The sequence below is a fragment of the Shewanella khirikhana genome (genome assembly GCF_003957745.1).
Classification (GTDB): Bacteria; Pseudomonadota; Gammaproteobacteria; order Enterobacterales; family Shewanellaceae; genus Shewanella; species Shewanella khirikhana.
This window is the reverse complement of sequence record NZ_CP020373.1, coordinates 1,995,787-2,017,391: the sequence shown is the minus strand read 5'-3', so window position 1 is coordinate 2,017,391 and position 21,605 is coordinate 1,995,787. Positions and strand designations below refer to the sequence as shown.

Annotated in this window: 14 protein-coding genes; all 14 read left to right on the top strand. The window is 52.0% G+C overall.

Annotated elements, in window-relative coordinates; all coding sequences use genetic code 11:
• Positions 1 to 44 precede the first annotated feature (44 nt).
• A complete protein-coding gene (locus STH12_RS08780; RefSeq protein ID WP_126167199.1) occupies positions 45 to 1,505 on the top strand; it encodes a sigma-54 interaction domain-containing protein in 1,461 nt (486 codons plus the stop codon).
• Positions 1,502 to 2,143: a type VI secretion system-associated protein VasI gene (gene vasI, locus STH12_RS08775; protein ID WP_126167198.1), complete on the top strand. Its 642-nt coding sequence runs from the start codon at positions 1,502 to 1,504 to the stop codon at positions 2,141 to 2,143. The genes STH12_RS08780 and vasI overlap by 4 nt, the downstream gene beginning before the upstream one ends.
• Complete coding sequence (gene tssA / locus STH12_RS08770) at positions 2,137 to 3,531, top strand: type VI secretion system protein TssA (RefSeq protein ID WP_335925357.1); 1,395 nt, start codon at positions 2,137 to 2,139, stop codon at positions 3,529 to 3,531. Before vasI ends, tssA begins: the two co-directional genes overlap by 7 nt.
• A 16-nt stretch (positions 3,532 to 3,547) precedes the next feature.
• The gene (gene tssM / locus STH12_RS08765) at positions 3,548 to 7,102 is read left to right on the top strand and encodes a type VI secretion system membrane subunit TssM (protein ID WP_126167197.1); all 3,555 of its coding nucleotides are present in this window, start codon (positions 3,548 to 3,550) and stop codon (positions 7,100 to 7,102) included.
• Between the two features lie 167 nt (positions 7,103 to 7,269).
• Complete coding sequence (locus STH12_RS08760; RefSeq protein WP_237158808.1) at positions 7,270 to 8,382, top strand: type VI secretion system ImpA family N-terminal domain-containing protein; 1,113 nt, start codon at positions 7,270 to 7,272, stop codon at positions 8,380 to 8,382.
• A gap of 154 nt (positions 8,383 to 8,536) precedes the next feature.
• On the top strand, positions 8,537 to 9,055 hold the full coding sequence (locus STH12_RS08755; protein ID WP_126167195.1) for an Hcp family type VI secretion system effector: 519 nt from the start codon (positions 8,537 to 8,539) through the stop codon (positions 9,053 to 9,055).
• 67 nt (positions 9,056 to 9,122) lie between these two features.
• Positions 9,123 to 9,341 carry a hypothetical protein gene (locus STH12_RS08750; RefSeq protein ID WP_126167194.1) on the top strand — a complete coding sequence of 73 codons (219 nt, stop codon included), beginning with the start codon at positions 9,123 to 9,125 and terminating at the stop codon, positions 9,339 to 9,341.
• Between the two features lie 160 nt (positions 9,342 to 9,501).
• Positions 9,502 to 11,562: a type VI secretion system Vgr family protein gene (locus tag STH12_RS08745; protein WP_126167193.1), complete on the top strand. Its 2,061-nt coding sequence runs from the start codon at positions 9,502 to 9,504 to the stop codon at positions 11,560 to 11,562.
• 9 nt (positions 11,563 to 11,571) lie between these two features.
• Positions 11,572 to 12,945: a PAAR domain-containing protein gene (locus STH12_RS08740; protein WP_126167192.1), complete on the top strand. Its 1,374-nt coding sequence runs from the start codon at positions 11,572 to 11,574 to the stop codon at positions 12,943 to 12,945.
• A gap of 16 nt (positions 12,946 to 12,961) precedes the next feature.
• A complete protein-coding gene (locus STH12_RS08735; protein WP_126167191.1) occupies positions 12,962 to 13,771 on the top strand; it encodes an ankyrin repeat domain-containing protein in 810 nt (269 codons plus the stop codon).
• A gap of 133 nt (positions 13,772 to 13,904) precedes the next feature.
• On the top strand, positions 13,905 to 14,729 hold the full coding sequence (locus STH12_RS08730; RefSeq protein WP_218567780.1) for an ankyrin repeat domain-containing protein: 825 nt from the start codon (positions 13,905 to 13,907) through the stop codon (positions 14,727 to 14,729).
• A gap of 26 nt (positions 14,730 to 14,755) precedes the next feature.
• Complete coding sequence (locus tag STH12_RS08725; protein WP_126167190.1) at positions 14,756 to 15,685, top strand: DUF4123 domain-containing protein; 930 nt, start codon at positions 14,756 to 14,758, stop codon at positions 15,683 to 15,685.
• Between the two features lie 42 nt (positions 15,686 to 15,727).
• Entirely contained in the window at positions 15,728 to 16,666 is a 939-nt protein-coding gene (locus tag STH12_RS08720) for a DUF4123 domain-containing protein (protein ID WP_126167189.1), read from the top strand.
• Positions 16,659 to 21,605, top strand: a complete 4,947-nt coding sequence (locus tag STH12_RS08715; RefSeq protein ID WP_126167188.1) for an RHS repeat-associated core domain-containing protein — start codon at positions 16,659 to 16,661, stop codon at positions 21,603 to 21,605. The genes STH12_RS08720 and STH12_RS08715 overlap by 8 nt, the downstream gene beginning before the upstream one ends.

The following is a 21,605-nucleotide window of genomic DNA, read 5'->3' as shown; positions in this document are numbered from 1 at the left end:
GCGTGCAGCAGGAGGGGGCTTTGGTGGCGGCTTTTTGTACCACCTTGCAAACCTTACTGCCCGCTCAACGCGCCATGCTGTTTCTGCCCAGTATTGACGGTCGCTCATTACGTGCCGATTCCCACCTCGGTGAACCTGATGGTGAGGCCCGCGGGTGGGAGTTTGAGGTGGACGATTTTCGCCAACCCCTGGCCCATGTTCTGCAAAACGGTAAACCCATGCTGCTGGATCCACAGACAGTGGTTTATTGGCGGGAGCAGTCTGAGTTTAGTGAGTTAAGCCAGCTCAACGCCCAGCAAGCGTTGCTCATTTACCCCATGGCCGATGCTGAGCATGTGCTTGCCGTGCTTTGTCTTTGGGTAGATGGGCAGCAGGCGGCTGCCGTGCTCTGTGAGAACGATTGGCAAGATTACAGTAAGGTATTTTTGGGGCAGTGGCAGATGTTGACTCAGATGCACATCAGTGCTGTTCGCCAGTCAGAGCTATCGGACTCTTTACAACAGATGTGTCACCAGCAACGTGAAGCACAAAATTGCGAAGGGCTGAGCCGAACGCTTGTTGGTGAAACCGACGCGATGATCAAACTTCGTCGGGAGTTAAGTCGCGGTGCACCTTTGCAGTTAGCGGTGATGATCCAGGGTGAAACCGGTACCGGTAAAGAGGTTGTTGCCCGCGCTATTCATGACTTGTCTCCTCGCGCGGGTAAGCCGTTTGTTGCCATTAACTGTGCGGCAATTCCTGAAAATCTTTTGGAGTCTGAGCTTTTTGGTTATGTAAAAGGTGCTTTCTCGGGGGCTGATAAAGATAAGAAAGGACTGATAGCCCAGGCCCAGGAAGGAACGCTGTTTTTGGATGAGATTGGCGACATGCCACTCAATCTGCAATCAAAGCTGCTGCGGGTGTTGGAGAGCTACCAGTACCGTCCAGTGGGCGGGCAGGAGGAAGTCTCAGCAGATTTCAGGCTGGTTACTGCAACTCATGTGGATCTCAAGACACAAATCCAGCAAGGCGGCTTTCGACGGGACTTATATTATCGGCTTTGTCAGTACCCTTTGAGCCTGCCGCCTTTGCGTGAGCGGCGTGATGATCTGCCTCTGCTGGTTCAGCATTTTATCCAGCAGTTTAATCGTGAGCAGCAGCGTCAAGTACCAGGGATCCGTCATGGTGCATTTAAGGCATTGTATGGGCACGATTTTCCCGGCAATGTCCGTGAGCTCAAAAACCTGATCGAATATGCCTGTGCTCTGACTCCCGATCATGAGGAAATCAGTCAGGACAATCTTCCGCCGCTGGATGGTGTATCCCTCGATTCCGGTGAGCTGGATGCCCAACATGAATTTGACCGCATTTTTGATTTAAAGGCGGCAGTTTCTCAATTCGAGCGGGCGGTGATCCGTTCCCGCTTAAAGGCGTTTAATGGCGATCGTAACAAAGCGGCAATGAGCTTGGGGCTGCCCAAGCGTACCTTGTCCCATAAGTGCCAGAAGCTGGAGATCACCGAATGAATGCCATGGTCAAACACCTGTTTCTGTGGGGGAGTCTGTGGCTGGCGGCTAATGCGCACGCCGACACCTTATCTGAGGCGAAATCCTGCACCCTCATTCAGGCGAGACTTGAGCGTCTGGCGTGTTTTGATGCTGTTTTTCAAACCCAGGTGTCACCGGACAGTTTGGTCGTAAATGCCAGACGTGAGCCTGACAGTGTGGTCTTTGCCAACGCTTCTGAGGCGTTACGGTCCGACCGCAGTGGCTTTATCGCTGCTCCGAGTAATACAGAGAGAGATTATAGATTCACGGCATCGGCACTCGGCGCGCTGCCGCCACGACCCATACTCATGCTCAGCTGTGTAGATGATATCAGTCGGGTCGAATTAATCCTTCCCAAAGCAGTGGCGGCATCAAAGGTCTCTGTGACATTGGCCAGCAGCAACGGCGGGGCCATGACGCAAGATTGGCTAAGCGACGATACAGGGCATATATACCGCTCCGGCAGGGGGCTGGTTGCCATTGGTGTGATGAAGCATGTGTTAAGAGGGAATGAGCTGACACTGTCTTCGGATGTCGAGGCTATAGAGGGATTGCGTTTTGATACCAGCCATTTGGCTGAGGTAATTGCACCGATGCGAGGTGCCTGCAAATGGTAACCATGGTCATTTCCGATTATGTCGACAGCATCGTCCGCCCTGTGTCAGCAAATAAGCCCGAGGGCGACAGGCTGAATGACGACCCGGTATTCGATTTCATTGAAAGCCAAATGATGAAGGTGGGTTCACTTGCCCACGGTGACGTAGCTTGGCAGGAGGTGGAGCGAGCTGCGGTGGGGTTGCTTGAATCAAAATCTAAAGATCTGAAATTGATCAGTTATTTACTTCAATGTTTGCAGTATCAAAGCAGTATTCAGCGGTTCAGTTGCGGGGTGGCGGTTTTAGGGGCGTTCATGGCCGAGTACTGGGATGTTTGCCACCCGGCCCCAGGCCCCCGGGGAGCGTTGCCAAGGCGGCGTTTTTACCTGCAGATCATGCAGCGATTTCTGAAGTCTATCGACACTATGCGATTGGCTGACGATCCGTCTCAGTGGGACGAGTTGCACAGGTACATGGATTTGCTGCGTCAGCAAGTGGTTGCGCAAGATTTACCTCTGGACGAGCTCAATCAACTTCAGAGCTTGGTATCCCAGAGGCACAAGGAACAGCAGAGTCAGTCTCAGGCCAATACGACTGTGCCCGAAAACCATCACACGGCTCCGTCAAACGCCTCTTCCACGCTGGAACATGACAGTAGCAGCGACAAAAGCAGCAAACAAACTTTGCTGAAAGTTGCTGAGTTCATCTGCGAAACCCCCGGAGGCATGGCCTTGGGCTTAAGGCTCAGACGTTTCGCCGTTTGGTTCTCGATTGCCACAGCGCCGGAGAATGCCAATGCCAAAGGCGTGACCAGTTTGATGCCAGTGTCAGCTGACAGGATTGCCGATTATGAATCGGCCGTGGAGCGCAGCCCGGATTTAGCGCTGCTTCGGAAGATAGAACAAAGCCTTTGCCTCGCGCCTTTTTGGTTGGATGGTCACTATCTTTCGGCACGATTGGCGCTGAAGTTGGAACAGCCAGCCTGGAGTCAGGCCATTCGTGAGGAAACCCACGCCTTTCTTGAGCGCTTACCCATGCTGGCGCAAATGAGCTTCAAAGATGGTTCACCGTTTGCGTCCAAAGCGACGCTTGCCTGGCTCAATGAAGAACCCCGTGGCGGCGCCGGGAAAGCACAACATGGCGGCGAAGCTGAAATCAAGGATTTAGCTCAGCAAGGTGGATTGGTATTGGCGTTGTCGGCGCTGAACGAGCAACTGCTCAGAGCCAAGGAGCCAAGAGACCAGTTCTACCTTCGCTTGTTGGGAGCGGATTTGAAACACCAGCATAAATTGGGTGCGTTGGCACAGAGCGAATATCAGGTGCTGCTGGAGCAGGCTAATAAAACCGCCCTGGCCGACTGGGAGCCTGGTTTGATGTCGCGGTTAACACAAAAAGCAAACATAAATTGAGTACAGGGAAAGTGATATGTGGTCAATGGTGAAATCGGTATTTAAACGTCTGCAACCCGAGCTGAAAGCCGCGTTGCCGGTGTTGATTGTGGCCATCATCGTCTTGGTGAATGTTGCGATTTGGTGGATGGGTCCCTGGTGGGAATATCAGGACGACAGGCCGCTGGAGAGTGTGAGCGCGAGGCTGATAGCCAGCATCATGTTCACCCTGATGTGTTTCTGTATTTGGGGCTGGCGTCAGTGGCGTCGACTCAAAGGCATGGAAGCGCAACAACAGAAATCCAAGCAATTGCAGGAAGATCCTATTCTGGCGCTGGAAGAGCGTCAGGAACGGGAACTCGACCAGGTCATGAAGGGCTTAAAAGATAGCTTGGCGCGTTCAGACTATCTATATGCGCTGCCTTGGTATCTGGTTCTGGGCATCGAAAATGCCGGGAAAACCAGTCTGATTAATCGCTCTGGGCAGAAGTTTGTTTTCTCCTCTGTGATGCGCGCTTCGGGCAAGAAAAGCGACAACCCGCATTCGTTTGACTGGTGGATTGGTGATGATGCTGTTGTGATTGATCCCGATGGCGAGCTGCTGACACAAAAGAACAACGGCCGTGATGGTCAGCAGGATATGGAGCGCCGGTTATGGCTGCATTTTGTGCAGTGGCTTGAGAAAACCCGTAGCCGACGTCCGTTGAACGGTGTGGTGCTGGTACTTGACCTCTCCGCATTGCTGGTTGAGACGGTTGCTGAGCGGAAGGCTTATGCACATCTGCTTCGTGCTCGTCTGCGGGAATTGATGGAAACACTCAGCACCCGCTTACCTGTGTATATTTCCCTGACCAAGCTGGATTTACTCCAGGGGTTTGAGCCGTTTTTCCGTCATATGACCAAGGCTCAACGGGAGGAAATTCTGGGGTTTACCTTCTCGTTGGATTCGGTCAACAACCTCGACAGTTGGTTGAATGAATTCGATCAGGACTGGCTGGCATTTATCGAGCGGATCAACGCTTGTTTACCCAAAGCCATGTTGAATTGCCGAGATAAAGATGAAAGGGCGCAGCTCTACGGCTTTTCGAGGCAGTTGGCCGGAGCTCATGGACTATTGCGTGAGTTTTTTCATGATGCGCTTGCCAGCGATTCGTTTTCCACTTCTGCCTTGGTGCGCGGCGTTTACCTCACGTCTGTATACCAGCAGGGTGTTCCCACCAATGCCTATGTTGATGGCGCTGCCCGCAGATACGGCCTTGCCGATGCTATCAACAGTGCACAGCGAAGCGAAAATTCAACGACTTACTTCACTCAGTCACTATTTAGCCGGATCATTTATCCCGAAGCTGGATTGGCATCGGACAACTTCAGGGTGGCCAAGCGTAAACGGCGGATCATGATGTTGTCTGTGGTTGCCTGTTCCATCGCATCAGCGATGTTGATAGGCAGTTGGCATCGATATTATCTGAAAAACAGCGCTCAGGCAGATGCGGTTTTGGATAAGGTCAATAGCTTCAATGCCCAGATTGAGAAAAACAGCCTGGACCCGGCGGCAAGCAATATCATTCCGCCACTGAATACCATTCGTGCCGCGACACTTGAGTTTGGTTTTTTCAGGGAAAAGCCCTGGCTTATATCTGATTTAGGGCTGTATCAAGGCCACGCCATCGGCCCAAAGGTTGAAGAAACCTATCTGAACCTGCTGGCGTATCGGTATTTGCCCATTTTACAGCGCCAATTGGCCGCAGAACTTGCCAATGCACCCAAAGCCAGTGAGCAAAAACTCGCGCTGCTTCGTGTCTATCGGATGCTGATAGACAAGAGTGGACGTCGGGATGCGTTTGTCACCGACTATTTCGCTGACACCTGGCAAAAGGCGTTTCCCGGTAACCGTGAGCTTCAGGATCAGTTGATGCAACATCTGCAATATGCGTTGCAACATACTGATTTGGCAAAAGCACAGGCTGAGGGTAACAAAGAGGCGATAGCCGTGGTGCAGCCCTTTGCATGGCTGGTGAAACAAGCGCAGCAGGAGTTGACCCAACTGCCTATCGAAGAGCGGGTATACCGTTATCTGAAACGTTCATCTGTTTCTCAACTGGGGGAGCCGTTGGATTTGCGCTTGACCATTGGTCCTGTAAATGAGCTGGTGTTTGAGAAACGAAGCGCTGCTGAAGATTCGTTGCAAATCCCACAAATGCTGACCAGTAATGGGTTTAAGACTTACCTTATCCCAGCATCTGACTCTGTCACCGAATTGGCGCTGATTGACAGCTGGGTGCTTGGGCAGTCGCAAAACATCAATTTCAGCGAGGCTGACAAACTGGCGTTGCAAAACAAGATAGTGGCCCAATATTTGGCTGACTATAACGCAACCTGGCGCAAGGCATTAAATAGCTTCAACGTTAAGGCTTTTGATGGCATCGGCGATGCGGTGACGGTGTTGGACAACATTGCAGTGAGTCATCAGCCGCTTAAACGCATCCTTGAAACTCTGGATGCCAATACAGAGCTGTTTCCCCAACTACCTGAGGATGAGCAAGCCAAAGCTGCCTTGCTCAAGAGCCAGGATTATCGTTGGGCTCAGGTAATTGACAGCAATTTCCATGAACTGAACCAATTTTACGGCGTCAACGCGGCGAAAGCTGACTACTTTGAGGAGGTGATGGCGGCCATAGTGCAACTGCATGATTACATGCTGGACATTCAGAATTCGCCTGATCGGGGAAAGACTGCACTTGAAGCTGCTCAAAAGCGGATAAACCTCAGTGGTTCTGACCCTGTATACGCGCTGCAACGAATCGCTTCCGGTTTGCCCAAGCCAATGGACTCCATGGTCGCCAAGCTCGCCGACGAAAGCTGGAAAGTGGTGCTCAAAGAAGCCGTTCGTCATTTGGAAATCAAGTGGTACGACGAAGTCTACAGTGAATACGAGCAAACCTTGGCAACGCGTTATCCATTTGATCCCAAGGCAAGTAAACAGGCCTCGATTGCCGATTTTGAACGTTTCTTTGGCCCTCAGGGAGTGATGGCGTCCTTCTATGACAAACAGCTTAAATGGTTTGTTGAAGAGCATGCTGCCCAGCTTTCAGCACTGACAAACAGTGATAAAGGCTTGATAAAACCTGAAGTTTTGTCGGCATTCGATGATGCTCAGAAGATACGTGCTGCTTACTTCAATTTGAAAGGTAACCTTGATGTGCAATTCAGCCTCGAACCACTGCAAATGAGTCCGAATAAACGTCGTAGCGTGTTCAATATTGATGGTCAGTACGTGGAATATACCCACGGCCCGAGTCGCAATATAGAACTGGTCTGGCCCAACACCTTACGCCAGGGGGCTGAGAGCCGGTTAACACTGGTTCCGAGTGAGCAAAATCAGTCACCGCGGTCCTTAGGCTCTCAGGGGCCATGGGCGTTCTTCAAGTTATTGGAAGGCGCCAGGATCACGGGTTCAAGTTCCACCAGCGTTGACTACCGGTTTGCTGTCGACAATGGGGAGGTGACATATCGCATCCACACTCGGGACAGTATCAATCCCTTCACGACCAATTTGCTCAGCAATTATCAATTGCCCAAAACACTTTACTGAGCATGTTGGGCAGGCAGCCAAGCTGCCTGCCCCTGAATATGAAGTCGCTTTTACCGCTAAGTGAGTTGCCATTGACCTCTATCCCATTGCCCAAGTTGGCGCAATTTTCCATATCACAATCCCCTGACACATTGCGGGAGGATAAGCGCTATCAAAGGATCCGCCACATGATAAACAGTCGCTATTCGCCACTGAGCGGCGGTGTTGATTGGGAGCGTATTTATCAGGATGGACGAGAACTGTTGTTGTCTGACGGCGTCGACATGGTGCTTGCCGGCTATCTGAGTGTGTCGGCAGCTAAAACCCGTGGCGTTGAGGGGCTCGCTTTCGGGCTTGAGCTGTTGTTGGTTGCATTGCTGGGAAGCGCTAAAGACCAAAGTCTAAGCGGAGATAAGCTTGCCGATAACATCCATTGGGCAATGGGCAAACTCTTGCCTGAAATTAAGCTGATGGTGTGTACCGGTTCAAATATGAAGGAGTGGTTTCGCAGTGAATATGCCTGCGAGCAACTCTATGAGGCACTCAGGATCCGTGGCGTGAGACAGCTGGATTCTTTGGATGCTGTTGGGTTTCAGGTGTTTGAAAAAATTGATGAGTTCAGACCATCCTCTGCTGAGTTGACGCAAGGATTGTCTGAGCGACAGCACGGACGTCGCCGGCCGTTATGGCTGCCTCTGATGCTGGCTTGTCTATCGGGCGTTGTGGTCGGGGTGCTGTCGATGCCATTGACACAAGTACCACTTGCCAAAGTATTTCCCTCGTTCTTTGCTCCAAAGCCACATCATGGAACGGTCGAGGTTGCACCCGTTTCAGGGTGGCAGCGCATAGAAGAAGTGTTTGCCCCCCAGACCGTACTCGATGCCAATGAGGCCGACTACGCTCTCCAGCTCGGTTACCTCACTGAACTTGACCGTTACCATCAAAGATTCACGGTTGCCCGTACCCAGGCTGCCAATATTGAGCGGATGCTGCTCAAAGCCGATGCTCAGGATATGAGGATTGTCCGCAGCCAGGCTCAGGGTCTTGCAGAGTATGCCAGTGGGTTGTCTCCGCTGCTTGGACGGATTTATTACGTCGATAAGTTGCTGGAAGAACAGGCGATAGAGCGCGCAGGTCACGAGTTGGCACAGGCTGACAGATTGCTAAAAGGCATGCTTATCAAACGTACTTTGCAATTTGGTCGACAGCAGGAGCTGCAAAAGGCACTGGACCGTGAGGCGCCAATTGAACTGGCACCATTCACGACCACCGCGAGCGAAAACTTGCCCGCCGAGCAATAAATTGCCTGGGCTTAAGCAATATGTTGCTTGCAGACGTAATGCAAACAGCAAAGTCGCGTAAATACAATGAGTTAAATATTGGCACGGGATTGGCAGTATCTCCCGTACCCCGGCGTAAGCCCGGTCATTCAATGTGTAAAAAAGGAATTTAACTATGCCAACACCATGTTATATCGCCATCGAAGGTCAAACTCAGGGCAACATCACTGCAGGTGCTTTCACTCCTGATTCTGTGGGTGACATCTTTGTTGAAGGCCATGAGGATCAAATGCTGGTTCAGGAATTTAACCACGTTGTGACTGTTCCAACTGACCCTCAGTCAGGCATGCCTTCTGGCCAGCGCGTTCACAAGCCGTTCAAGTTCACTGTCGCGTTGAACAAAGCTGTACCGCTGCTGTATAACTCACTGTCTTCTGGTGAAAAGCTGACCAAGGTGGAAATGAAATGGTACCGTACTTCTATCGAAGGTAAGCAAGAGCACTACTTCACTACCGCGCTGGAAGGCGCCACCATCGTCAATATTGACTGCCACATGCCTCACTGCCAGGACCCGACCAAGGCTGACTTCACTCAGCTGATTGAAGTGTCTCTGGCCTATCGCAAAATCACCTGGGATCACGTCAGTGCCGGTACTTCCGGTGCCGATGATTGGCGCAAGCCCATCGAAGGTTAAGACACATTAATGGCATAACCGATGAAAGAGCCTTGTCTGTTTCATCGGTTCGCAAGGAGTGAGTCTTATGCCGAAGGAATACTTTTACCCTGATGTGAAAGAGCCCCATATTCACCACCACAAGGGTGGCGTCACTTTCACTGATATCGGGCATAGCCACCGTACATTGGTCAGCGGTTCCAAGGACTACCATGGCGTGATCCGTGAGGTGATTGCAGATCTTCAGCGCCGTGGCGATAGTCGCAGCTTGGACATAGTGCAGCACATCCGTAATCAGGTTGCCTGAATATTAAAGCCAGTCCCGAGAGGGATTGGCTTTCTTTGGGTAAGCAGCAGTGTTTACCCAAAGGAAGCCAAACGCATGGCGCTCTAACCTGCATCCAAACGATGTCGGGCTGCGGTAGCCATGGCCATTGTGAGTGGCAGTCAGCAATAAGGATAGGCATATGTACCATCTTGGGTCAGGTCTGAGATTTCATTTCAAGGCAGAAGGATTGGCTGAAGAAGTCTTCAGTCCCTTATCTTTTACAGTAGATGAAGGGTTATCATCGGATATGCACGGCGAGCTTGATTTGCTTAGCCGTGACCCCTCTATGACCCCGGAGGCCATTGTTGACAGAAGTGGCGTGCTTAGCGTTTGGCGTGATGGCAAAGCCATTCGGCGCTTCCACGGTGTTGTTACGGCGTTTGAGCGGCGCGATACCGGCCATCATCACAGCCAATATCGTCTGGTGATGAACAGCAATATGGCCAGATTGAAACTGCGTCATAACAGTCGAATTTTCCAGCAACAAAGCCTGAAACAAATTCTGGAAACACTGCTCGCAGAGATGGGTATTGCCGATTATGCCTTCAATTGGGATACCCGCCACGAAACAGAGCAAAGAGAGTATTGTGTCCAATATCGAGAGTCAGACTTTGAGTTTATCCAGCGTTTGACTGCTGAGTCCGGCGTATTTTGGCTGGTAACTCAAGGGAACGACAACCACAGCATCGTCTTTTGTGATGCGACTTCTCGCTTAACTGCTTCGGGGCTGGCATTGCCTTACAACGCACTTGCTGGAGGAAAAAGTGAGCAGCCTTTTGTGCGCCGCTTTGCCTACAAGAAGCAGTTGGCATCCGGCAGTGTCGCGCTGAAGGATTACAGCTTTAAAAAACCCGCCTACAGTTTTTTGCAGCAACAGATTGGTAAACGTTTAGAGCACCAGCAAATGGGTTCTGATGCCTTGTACGAGCATTATGATTACCCCGGTCGCTATAAAGACGATAGTCAGGGCAAACTCATTACCCAAAGTCGCTTACACGCCAGGCGTGCTGAAGCTGAGGTGGCGCGGGGTGAAAGTGACATCCCCCAGTTGGCAGCTGGGTTCAAGTATGGGCTGCAAGATCATCCTGAGCGCAGCTTCAATCGTGACTGGCTGCTGTTGTCCGTTCGCCACAGCGGCGAGCAGGGCGCGGCAGCTGAAGAAGCAAACACCGAAGCACCAACTCGCTTTCACAACCAATTCAGGGCCCTGGAGGCCAATTTGCCTTGGCAGGCTAATATACCTGCGAGGCCCATGGTCGGCGGGCCGCAAATTGCCACGGTTGTTGGGCCAAAAGGGGAAGAGATTTTTTGTGATGAGCACGGCCGGGTAAAGGTGCAATTCCCTTGGGACAGATATGGACAGGCTAACGAAAACAGCAGCTGCTGGGTACGTGTCAGCCAGGGATGGGCAGGTGCTGAGTACGGCTTTTTGGCGATTCCCAGAATTGGCCATGAAGTCATCGTCTCGTTTTTGGAGGGCGATCCGGATCAGCCTATCATCACCGGCCGAACTTATCATGTGGTGAACACGCCGCCTTATTTACTGCCTAATCACAAGACTCGAACTGTCCTGAAAACTCAAACCCATAAAGGGGAGGGATTCAATGAACTGCGCTTTGAAGATGAGGCCAGCCGTGAGCAAATCTACCTCCATGCCCAAAAAGACATGGACAGAGTGGTCAATCATATTCGTCGCACGGAAATCGGCGTCGATGAACATTTAAGTGTCGGTAATGACAGTGTGGCAAAGATAAAAGCGAGCCGTCACTGTGAAATCGGCAAAGATGAGTTGATACGCATAGGGCAAGACAGGCACGAAACTCTGGGACGGAATCTTCTGCAAAAAATTGGCGGAGCCATTCAACGTTATGTGGCTGGTGGCATGATATCGCGCATAGATGGTGGGCGTCAGACCAAAATCGCAGCGTCTGACCATACCAGCATTGGTGCTGATTGGTTGATTAAAGTCGGGAATGAGACAGGGCTCAAAGCGAAAACCATAGTCCTTGATGCTGGCGATCAACTGACGATTAAAGGGCCTGGTGGCTTTATTAAACTCGACAGCGGTGGTGTAACCATCAGCGGCAGTAAAGTCAAAATTAATGAAGGCGGTTCGCCGGGTAAGGCAACAGAACCGAAACCGGTCGATCCTGAAGCGCCAGCCAGCCCGACGGCACCAACCGCAGCAGACAGGCGTTAAGGAGGCACTATGCCCAAGGCTGCAAGATTGGGTGATAGCTGTGCTGGACACGGCTGCTTTCCTGCAACGCCCATTATCGTCGGTAGCGGCGATGTCAGTATCAATGGCAAGCCAGCCGCACGAAAAGGTGACGCAGTGCTGTTGCATGCTTGCCCTTGTCCCAACATGCCTCACGGTGTGCATGGTCGTAGCATCTCAGCCGGATCGTCGACGGTTTCCATCAATGGCAAGCCCGCCGCCAGAGTCGGCGATGCCATTGGCTGCGGTGGCTCGGTATCGGCGGGCTCGGGTGATGTGCTGATTGGCGATACGCCTTTCCAGTCCCCAGCTACACCCTGTGGTGAAGCGTGCGCCAAGGAAGGAGAAGCGCTGATAAGGCTATTGCCAGCGGCCGTTATGTCCGATGCATACTGGGGAACACCAGGGGCCTGGGTTGCCAGGTTGAAAAATCCTGTCAACAGTGTTGCCGAACGTAAGGCTCGTTATGAGGCAAGAAAAACCCTTGCAGCTGCAAACGTTGAACCGGAATCCGGTCCTAAAGCGGCGGCGGCAAAACGTCTGGCGTTTAATAATGACAGCATATTGCGCGCCGAGGCGGCGCAATATGTGTACTCGTTGGATGAATATCGACGTGGGCATAGTCAGGCGTTGCCAGAGTTGCCTATAGGCCTGGAGGTACCGGATACCAGCATCATTCCGGGATTAGAAGATGCGGTGTTTTGGGATGAAGAAAGTGGCTTTGGTGCCGGCCTATTTAAGTCAAATATCAATGGCGAAACCATGCTGACTTTTCGGGGTACTAACAACGGTGTCACTGGAAGTAAGGATTGGGCGACCAATGGGCAGCAAGGCATTGGGCAGGAAAGTGCCCAGTACAATCAGGCGATGGATTTAGCGCGACAGATTAAATTGGCTGGCGCAGCAGATGTGATGGTTGGTCACTCACTCGGTGGTGGGTTAGCAGCGAGTGCCGTTGGGGTCACAGGATTGCCGGGGTATACCTACAATGCCGCTGGCTTGCACCCGAACACGGTCGCACGCCGTGGTGGGTTACCCATGGCCGAGATAGATAATCTTATCCAGACTCAATCCGTCGACGGTGAGGTGCTGACGGGAATTCAAAAAGGCCGAGGGCTATTGCTGCCAGGCCTGCTGGGCGGACTGGGTGGTCTGTTTTTTGGGCCCGTGGGAGCCACTGTTGGTACCCTTGGAGCCGCGGCTTTATTCAAAAAGGATGCATTGCCTGAAGCCGCAGGCGAGATGCATTCTTTACCTGGAACTGGACTAAATCCAGTCAGTCGTCATGGCATGGAGCAGGTAATCGCCGGAATAGAGAAGCAAAAGGTTGAAGATATCGATATCCTGACCGGAACAGCTGGCTAGCAAATGGAATATCTACATGAAAAGGAACGGACTGCATTGGTTGGGTTGCCTGTTGGTTGGACTTTTGGGCGCTTGTGGCTTTGGGGGAAAGAATATGGATGCGAAGCAGTTTTTTGAGCCACAAATGGTTGCGGTACTGACAGCCATTTCCAAGGGTGATGAAACAAAAGCCAAAGCGCTTTTGGCATCAGGCGTTGATCTAAATGTGATTGGCGAGCATGAGATCACACCACTCTTTTGGTTTATAGCGCGGCATGACAAAGAAGGCATGCAGTTGGCACTGAAGTTGGGTGCTGATCCCAATTTTAAAAGTGGTAAAGGCAATACCCCGGTGGCCTACGTCGCCGGTTGGAAGGATATCGAGTGGCTCAGGCTCCTGCTGCAAGCGGGTGGTGACCCAAACAGCATGAATCATTTAAAGCAGCCAGCCCTCTTTGGCGCCATAGGAGAGGCTAATTTCGACGCAATAGACACACTTTTGGAATTTGGCGCAGATCCTAACGTGACAGATGGACCCAAGCGAAACGCTGCACTCTACGCTGCATTCATTAATGATTGGGAGTTGGTGTATCTGATGTTAGAGCGGGGAAGTGATTACCGTCAGTACTCCTCAGTCGGTGCTGACATTGCGGCAATCGTGAACGATGTGGAAGTCGACAAGCTGTATGACCCAAACCGCGATAACTACCAGTGGCTTTTAAAAGTTAAGCAATATCTGCTGGAGAAAGGGGTGGCATTTCCACCGCCAAGCCCGGCTGAGGTGCGGACCCGTTGGGCCAAAGAAGGTAAGCCCGGCTACAAGATAGAAGTTGAGCTGGATAAGTAGAGATTTTCCATTCAGGCGAACTCACCACCAGCTAAAAGTCACTTAGACGGTTGTAACGCCTTGCGATGTTTTACCCCTAGGGATTGATGGCTGCGGGCAGCCTGCAAATTGCAATTCAGTGCGGGGATCATGGATGAAGCTAAGCGTGCAGCGATGGATTGGAACTCTGTTGGCCGGACTGCTGGGTGCCTGTGGCTATGCTGGAATGGCCGAGTCTGGACAGAATATGGATGCGAAGCAGTTTTTTGAGCCACAAATGGTTGCGGTACTGACAGCCATTTCCAAGGGTGATGAAACAAAAGCCAAAGCGCTTTTGGCATCAGGCGTTGATCTAAATGTGATTGGCGAGCATGAGATCACACCACTCTTTTGGTTTATAGCGCGGCATGACAAAGAAGGCATGCAGTTGGCACTGAAGTTGGGGGCTGATCCCAATTTTAAAAGTGGTAAAGGCAATACCCCGGTGACTTATGTCGCTGGTTGGAAGGATATCGAGTGGCTCAGGCTCCTGTTGCAAGCGGGTGGTGACCCAAACAGCATGAATCATTTGAAGCAGCCAGCGCTCTTTGGCGCCATAGGAGAGGCTAATTTCGACGCAATAGACACGCTTTTGAAATTTGGCGCCGATCCTAATCTTTGCGATGGCAGCGGAAGTCATGCCGCATTGTATGCCAGCGATCTAAATGACTGGGAACTGGTTTATGTCATGCTTCAACAGGGTAGTGACCCTTATGCTTATGACAAAGCTGGGGCTGATATAGCCTGGAGCGTTGATGACTTCTTGAATCGGAAAATTTACACAGAGGGCTCTGATAACTACCAGTGGTTGCTAAAAGTTAAGCAATATCTGCTGGAGAAAGGGGTTGCATTTCCACCGCCAAGCCCGGCTGAGGTAAGGACCCGCTGGGCCAAGGAAGGTAAACCTGGCTACAAAATTGAAGTGAAACTGGACGATTGAAGCCATTCAATACAAGAGTGCCCTGAATGACGAAAACAGATGCCTCGGGTAATAGTCCCGTTTCTACTTGGTTGTTACACGAACTTGTCCGCGAGCATAGTGCCCAATACCTGTATGCGATTATTTCACCGATTCTGCATCCAGATTGGCAAGACAGGTGGCAGGTATGCGCTCAAAGCGACTGTTGGCGACATATCTATTGGCCTGCCAATATCCAGTCAAGCGATGACCCTTTGATATTGCTCAGGCTAATTGAAGGTAATGCAGCAGAAACCTTGTTGCTGTGGACTTCTGAGGTCTTCGACGGGCTTTTTGCCCCTCTGCTGTTTGAATCCAATCTTGATTGGAGTCAGGCACAGCAGTTTTGGCAACAACGGCTTGTTGCACATTACCCAACCGGTGCCCTGGCAGCGCTGCCATGCCATGCCACCGATGTTTTCCCAAGGCTTTGGTTTGTGCTAACCGAGCAGCAGCAGATCCAGTGGCTAGCTGATGTCGGGCGGATTTATAGACCCGAGTTACCAGGTTGGTCATTGCTGGCGGGGCGCCACTCGGAGTTAAACAGCAATTTTGATAACTTTTCTCCGCTGTATCTGAATGACGAGCAGTATGAGTTTTTGGTAAGACCCGCAAGACGATATGAGCAAGTTAAAGCGCTCTTTGGACGCTTGTCACTTTACCACCAAACCGAGCTTTCAGTTGATCAGATAACCAAGGTCTACCTTGGCTGTCTTGATGCGGTCGAAAAGGTGTTTCCAACACTCCAGCCAACAGAACATGAGTTCATTGCCCAGCGATGCTTTGTTTGGGGGCGTCAATACTATCATCTGCCCGAATTTCAGCTGTTGATTAAGTCCAACTCCCCAGCTGACGCACTGACTAAGTTTCAGTTGCAGTGTGAGAGCCAGATTGAACTGGCTGCCAAAACTGATTTTTACAATTGGCTGACACCCTGAGGACGACCTCTTTTTCGTATTTTCAAGTTCAAGGATCTGAACATGCAGTTAATTCCCCAAGTTACTCCCGAGCAGATCGCTGCTGATAATTGGCCTGGCTATTTAACCAGCAATGCCGTGTTTTTATTGGCCGATGCGACCTTCAATCGGGATGTGATGGCGATTGCCGAGCATCAGTCACCCGAAGATTTAACGGTGAACCGACTCTACTGGGGGGAAATGGGGCGGCTGCACGCATCGCTCTCGCCTTATCTTATCAAGGCTCATACCGCCAATTGGGCCCAATTGGCAGAACAAATCTGCGCACAATCCAAGTGGGGCATGGCCTGGGTGTTGGAAGGCCAGATGATGGCTTATACCCCTGAGCAGCAGTTATTAAAGCTGATGGGGCACATCCGCAGTTGGACACTGGTTGCTGACGAGCATAGCGACTCTTCCCAAGAGGCTGCGTTGCTGCGATTGTGGGACCCTGAGGTGTTGGCAAGCCTTATGGCCGCCAGCACTGAAGATGACATCACGGCTTTCTATGGACCTGCCTCATCACTGCTGCTTATCAACGAAAATGGCATCTTTCGTCACCATTGGCCCAAGGCCGGAGTTACCCGAAATGACAAGCTGGATGCGCCCAGAAGGCTTTCGAAGGCACAGTATTTGGCGCTTGATAATCACAATCGCTATCGCCGCCAACGAGATTTTCTAGCTCATCTCAACGCCCACCATCCGGAAACACAGTACTGGTCAGAAGCTGATGCCGTTGAATTTATCGATGCGGGGGTAGAGCAGGCGCAGAATTATGGCTTTTTGGGAAAGCAGCAGCAAATCAAATGGCTGACACTCGCCGTGCTCTTTGGGGCTGATTTCGCCGAACAGGCTTGGGCCAAAGATGTAATCACTGCGCGGGCCGAGGGTGAACAATCGCGAATGCAACAGCTTTATCGCGCCGCAGAAGTAGAATTGGACAAGGAAGTAACCCATGACTAACGGTAAAAAAGCGCAATTGCTCTCAAGTGAACAGGCTGCCGAGCAAAATTTCACTACAGACAATGTGTTGAAGGGCAGTTGTGTTGAGTGCGGTTGCAGCGCATTGATCTTTTATCACTATGACGACGGCAGCCCGGTGCCAGAGGCTCCGTTTGTTCTCACCGACAGCAAAAGTACACAAGTCGAGGGCAAAACCGATAAAAAAGGTCTGTGTCTGGTTGAGGATATGCCCTGCGGCCCGTTTGAGATCCTGCTTGATGAGGGTTCCGATGAATTTAAGCCCGCCCAAACCAAGCCCAATAACCCATCCCTACAGGTAAACCCGGAACATGCGGCGTTGGCCGGTGAATATTTCACCTTGTTTACGCTGTTAAGAAACAAAGGCTTTATCGAATACGATGCCGATGACAGCAGTGATAGTCATATCGACATCGATGACACCAGTTTGTTTTTGAATGTGCCTGACGAGTATGAACCTGCTTACGATCGATTTTGGGAACTGAATGAGCAGATCAATAAAGGGCCTGCATCGCTGCGTAAAGCTATCAATAAAATACACGTCAGCTTACCAGCAGAAGTGGTAGCCAAAGCTGGAGACAACAGTGCCATTCTGCTGTTTTGCGAAATTGCGCTGGGCTTTATACCCGTGGTGGGGCAAGCCATGGATATTTACGATCTGGGTGAATGGGGCTGGACGACATATTCCGATGCCAATGCCCGCAGCAGTACCATGCACTGGGCGATGGGTGCCTTGGTCGTCGTGGGTTTTGTTCCGGGGCTTGGTGATGCACTCAAGAAGACCGGCTCAGCAGTGCTTGAGGCTTTGAGGAAAAACACGCCGGAAGCCATACAGTCAGCAATTCGGGTACTTCGTGGGTTGTCTAACGGAAACCTGGTGAAGTTTCTTAAGAATTTTGCAAACAAAATCAAATCTGTCGCCAAAGATGCATTGGCTCTTATCAATAAGATCATCGACGGTCTCACCAGGGCTGTCAAAAACGGCGCTCACTGGATTTTTCGCCTGATGCCTGAAAGCTTTCAGGCCTTGATCACAGCTATGCGGGATATGGCGAAAAAGCTCGAAGCACAAATCGATTGGGTTTGCAGCAAAGTGGATGAATTTTTGGGGAAGGTTGTTACCCGGCTCACCGGTACACCCAGACCAAAAAACACCCCTAAACCCCAGGTCGGACTCAATGCCGGTAAAGATGTCAAACCGGCACGCTCAGAAGCTACAGCCGCTAAGGTGGATGAATCCAACAAGGCCCGACCGGGGGAAAATGGTGTGTGCACCAACGGCTGTCCAATCGATATGGCGACGGGCTTTGTGGTGGACTGGCGCACCGACTTCGTTTTGCCCGCAGCCTTTGGTTTGTCGCTGAAGCGCTTTTATTATTCATCTCCCGATGTAGAGCCCGGTCTGCTGGGCCGCCGCTGGCGAGCGGACTGGGATATGTACCTGGAGCTTGATGACGACATTGCCCATTTTACCGACGGTGAATACAACAAAGCAGCCTTTGTTATTCCAGTGGAAGGGGAGAGTGTTGCTGCGGCCCACATGCCGAAGTGGCGCTTTACCCGCCGACAGGGTCAACTGTTGCTTCGCCATATCGATGGATTGGAATACGAATTTAATCACAGTATAGGTTCTCGTCTGCTGCTTAGCCGAATCGCGGATGGCAAAGGCCGCAGCCATGAATTTGTCTATGACCGCGGACATCTCAAGGGCATCCATCTGTTCGATGGCCGTGTGATTAAGGTCAAAGGTAGCTGCAGGCGTATAGACACCCTGGAACTGTATGCCGGCAATGGTGATTTTCTAAAGACATTGGCCAGTTATCAGTATGACAACAATGGATTTTTGCTACGTTGCCGTGCAGATCCAGGCCGAAACTTCGACTACCAGTATTCTGAACAAGGCTGGTTGCTGCGTTGGCAGGACTTGAGCCACACCTGGGTTGAGCATGACTTCGATGAAAAAGGCCGCGCGATTCGCTCTCGCGGCGCCGACAAACGTTTCTGTGATGCCCTGCACTATGACGATGACAACCGTATCGTCTATTACCGCAGCCCACTCGATGGCATCAAGATGTACCACCGCGATGAGCGCAACAACATCATCCGTGAGGTGATGCCAAATGGCGAAACCCTCTACCGCGAATGGCAGAACAACCAACTGGTGCGCTTAAGCAACGCCCTTGGAGAAACCACCCAGATTGAACGAAATACCTACGGCGAGCCAAGTCGGATTACGGCAGCCGATGGAAAGTTACGCCAATGGCAGCACGATGAGCAGGGCAAGGTACTGGCCTATACCAACGAAGCGGGCGAATGCTGGCAATATCAGTGGGATAAGCAGGGCAATCTTGTCAGTGTGACCGACCCACTCGGCAAGCCAAGTTACTTTGAATATAGCGGCATGGGGCAATTGGCCTGGTCTATCGATGCCGATGGTGAACAAACCGGCTTTGAATACGATAACGGCTTCGGCCTGCCAAGTAAGGTCATGCCCCCCGGGCAGCCACCATTACAGCTGAGCTACGATGAGCTTGGCCGCTTGGTTCAGGTTCAAAGCGGTGAGCAGCGCCGCCGCTTCAACTATCAGCACGGCACAACGCTGGTGAATGAACTTGAAGATGCCCAGCAAGGCAGCAGCCACTTCGAATACGATTTGGAAGGTAACCTCACTAAGGCCACCGACAATGCCGGAATAACTCAGCAATACCGTTATGGGGCCTTTGACCTGCTGCTGGAAAGCATTGATGCCCTCGGTCACTCGCTGAAGCTTTACTACAACGGAGAATGCCAGTTTGCCGGTATTACCAACAGCAAGGGAGAAGCCTGGCGGCTGGAGTTCAACACCAGTGGTCAGGTCGTGGCAGAGACGCACCTGGATGGGCGTCAAACGTGTTTTGAATACGATGAAGCAGGTCGCTTGAAGAGCCGCACCGCAACAGATGGCAGCAGTATCCATTTCTATCATGATCTGTGCGGCAGATTGCTACAAAAGCAAACCCGCGGCCCCAGTGGTGTGGTGATGGTCAACAGCTATTTCGATTACGATGCGGCTGGTAGGCTTATACGCGGCCGTAACCCTGTGTCGGAAGTTGAATTTGAGTACGATGGTGCCGGCAGGCTGATAGCAGAAACTCTCGACGGTGCCAGCAGCCGCTACCATTACAGCCCGGCGGGTCGCCGAGTTGGCAGTGACGGCCTGTTGCTGCCTGAGCAGCTTAACTGGCAACAGGGTAGGTTGGCTCAGCTGAGTATCGGTGATTTTGCGCCGCTCAGCTTCGACTACAACACACAGGGGCAGGAAAGTCGCCGCGGCAATGGCCTGGGCTTTTTACTGCAGCAATCCTTTACCGCCGATGGCCTGCTCGCTTCCCAGGCGCTGATGCCTGTAGGAGATTCAGGTAGAAGTCACGCACTGCGAGGTCGATTCAGCGGGATTGACCGCCGTTATCAATACAACCATCAGCGCCACTTAACTTCGGTGGAAGACAGCCACTGGGGCCGCAGCGAATACGCCCACAATGCCCTCGGGCAAATTATCAGTGAGCAGCGCACAGCGCCCTGGCACGAGCAAAAGGAGCTGCGCTTCTTTAGCTATGACTCCGAGCTGCAACTGACCCATATCGAGCGTCAACTCAGCCACAATGGCGATAACAAGTTGGTGTCGCTGGCCGAAAAGCGGCTGGAAAAATCCCTGCAGTATGGCGAGGCAGGCCGGGTGGTGCGCCAGGGGCCAATCACTCTGCGTTATGACGCCAATGGTCGCTTGCTGGAAAAAACCGTGCTTAAGCCCGGGTTCAGGCCTCAGACCCGTTTCTTCCATTGGGATGAAGAAGACCGCCTGGTGCAGCTCAGTCTCGAAAATGGCGAAGTCTGGCATTACGAGTACGATGTCTTTGGCAGGCGGGTACGCAAATACCGCAGCCAGCAGGGCCGCGCCCGCGGCGAGGTCAAATACCGCTGGCAAGGGGACCAGCTGTGTCAGCAGCAGCAATATTTTGCCGACGGCAGTATTGCCACTACCCAGTGGCTCTATGAGCCCGGCAGCTTCCGGCCACTGGCCCAGGCGCGCCAGCACAGTCAGCCGCAGCTCACGCAGGCAGTTGACAGCCCGGCGCCGGTTAAACGTGATAACAGTGCGCCGATGCCATCATCCGAGATTGAGCTGCATCTGGCCGTAGTCGACCAGGCGGGTACGGTGCGGGAGCTTTGCAGCGAAGAAGGCGAAGTGGCCTGGCGCGGTGAGGCCGGGCTGTGGCGCGAATTTGAGCAGTGGCGCTTAACGGGTAAGCCAAAACACTATCTTGAACAAGCCGCTAACGAGCCGTTACACTGTGACCTGCGCTTTCAGGGGCAGATTTACGACCGTGAGAGCGGGCTCTATTACAATCGGCACAGATACTACGACCCGGATATCTGCCAATACCTGAGTCCCGATCCCATCGGCATGGCCGGCGGCAGCAGGCCACAGGCCTATGTGCACAATCCCTTGGAATGGGTCGATCCACTGGGGTTGAGTGGGTGTCCTGAGAGCGCGGACGCATCTGGCAGGCCACTTAATAGCCCAAATTATTCAGTTGTTTATGAAACCAAGATCGATGGATCGCTTTACCCTGGACGTACAGATAAAGCTCATTTCCAGGATTCGAATAAAAATTTACATGAAGCTATGCAGTCAGATCCTAATTTTGCGAAAAGTATGGAAGAAATGTACCCTGGAATTACAGAAGGGGTCAAACCTGGACCACGTGGCGCACACCCAAGACGGTCACCTACTAGCGATTTGACATGGCATCATCATCCAGAAAAACCTGGCGTTATGCAATTGGTCCCTGTATCTCAACACCAGGCTCCTGGCGTAGTTCAGGAATCCTTACACCCGGGTGGGAAAGGAGGAATGTATAATTGGGGAGGAGGGAGATAA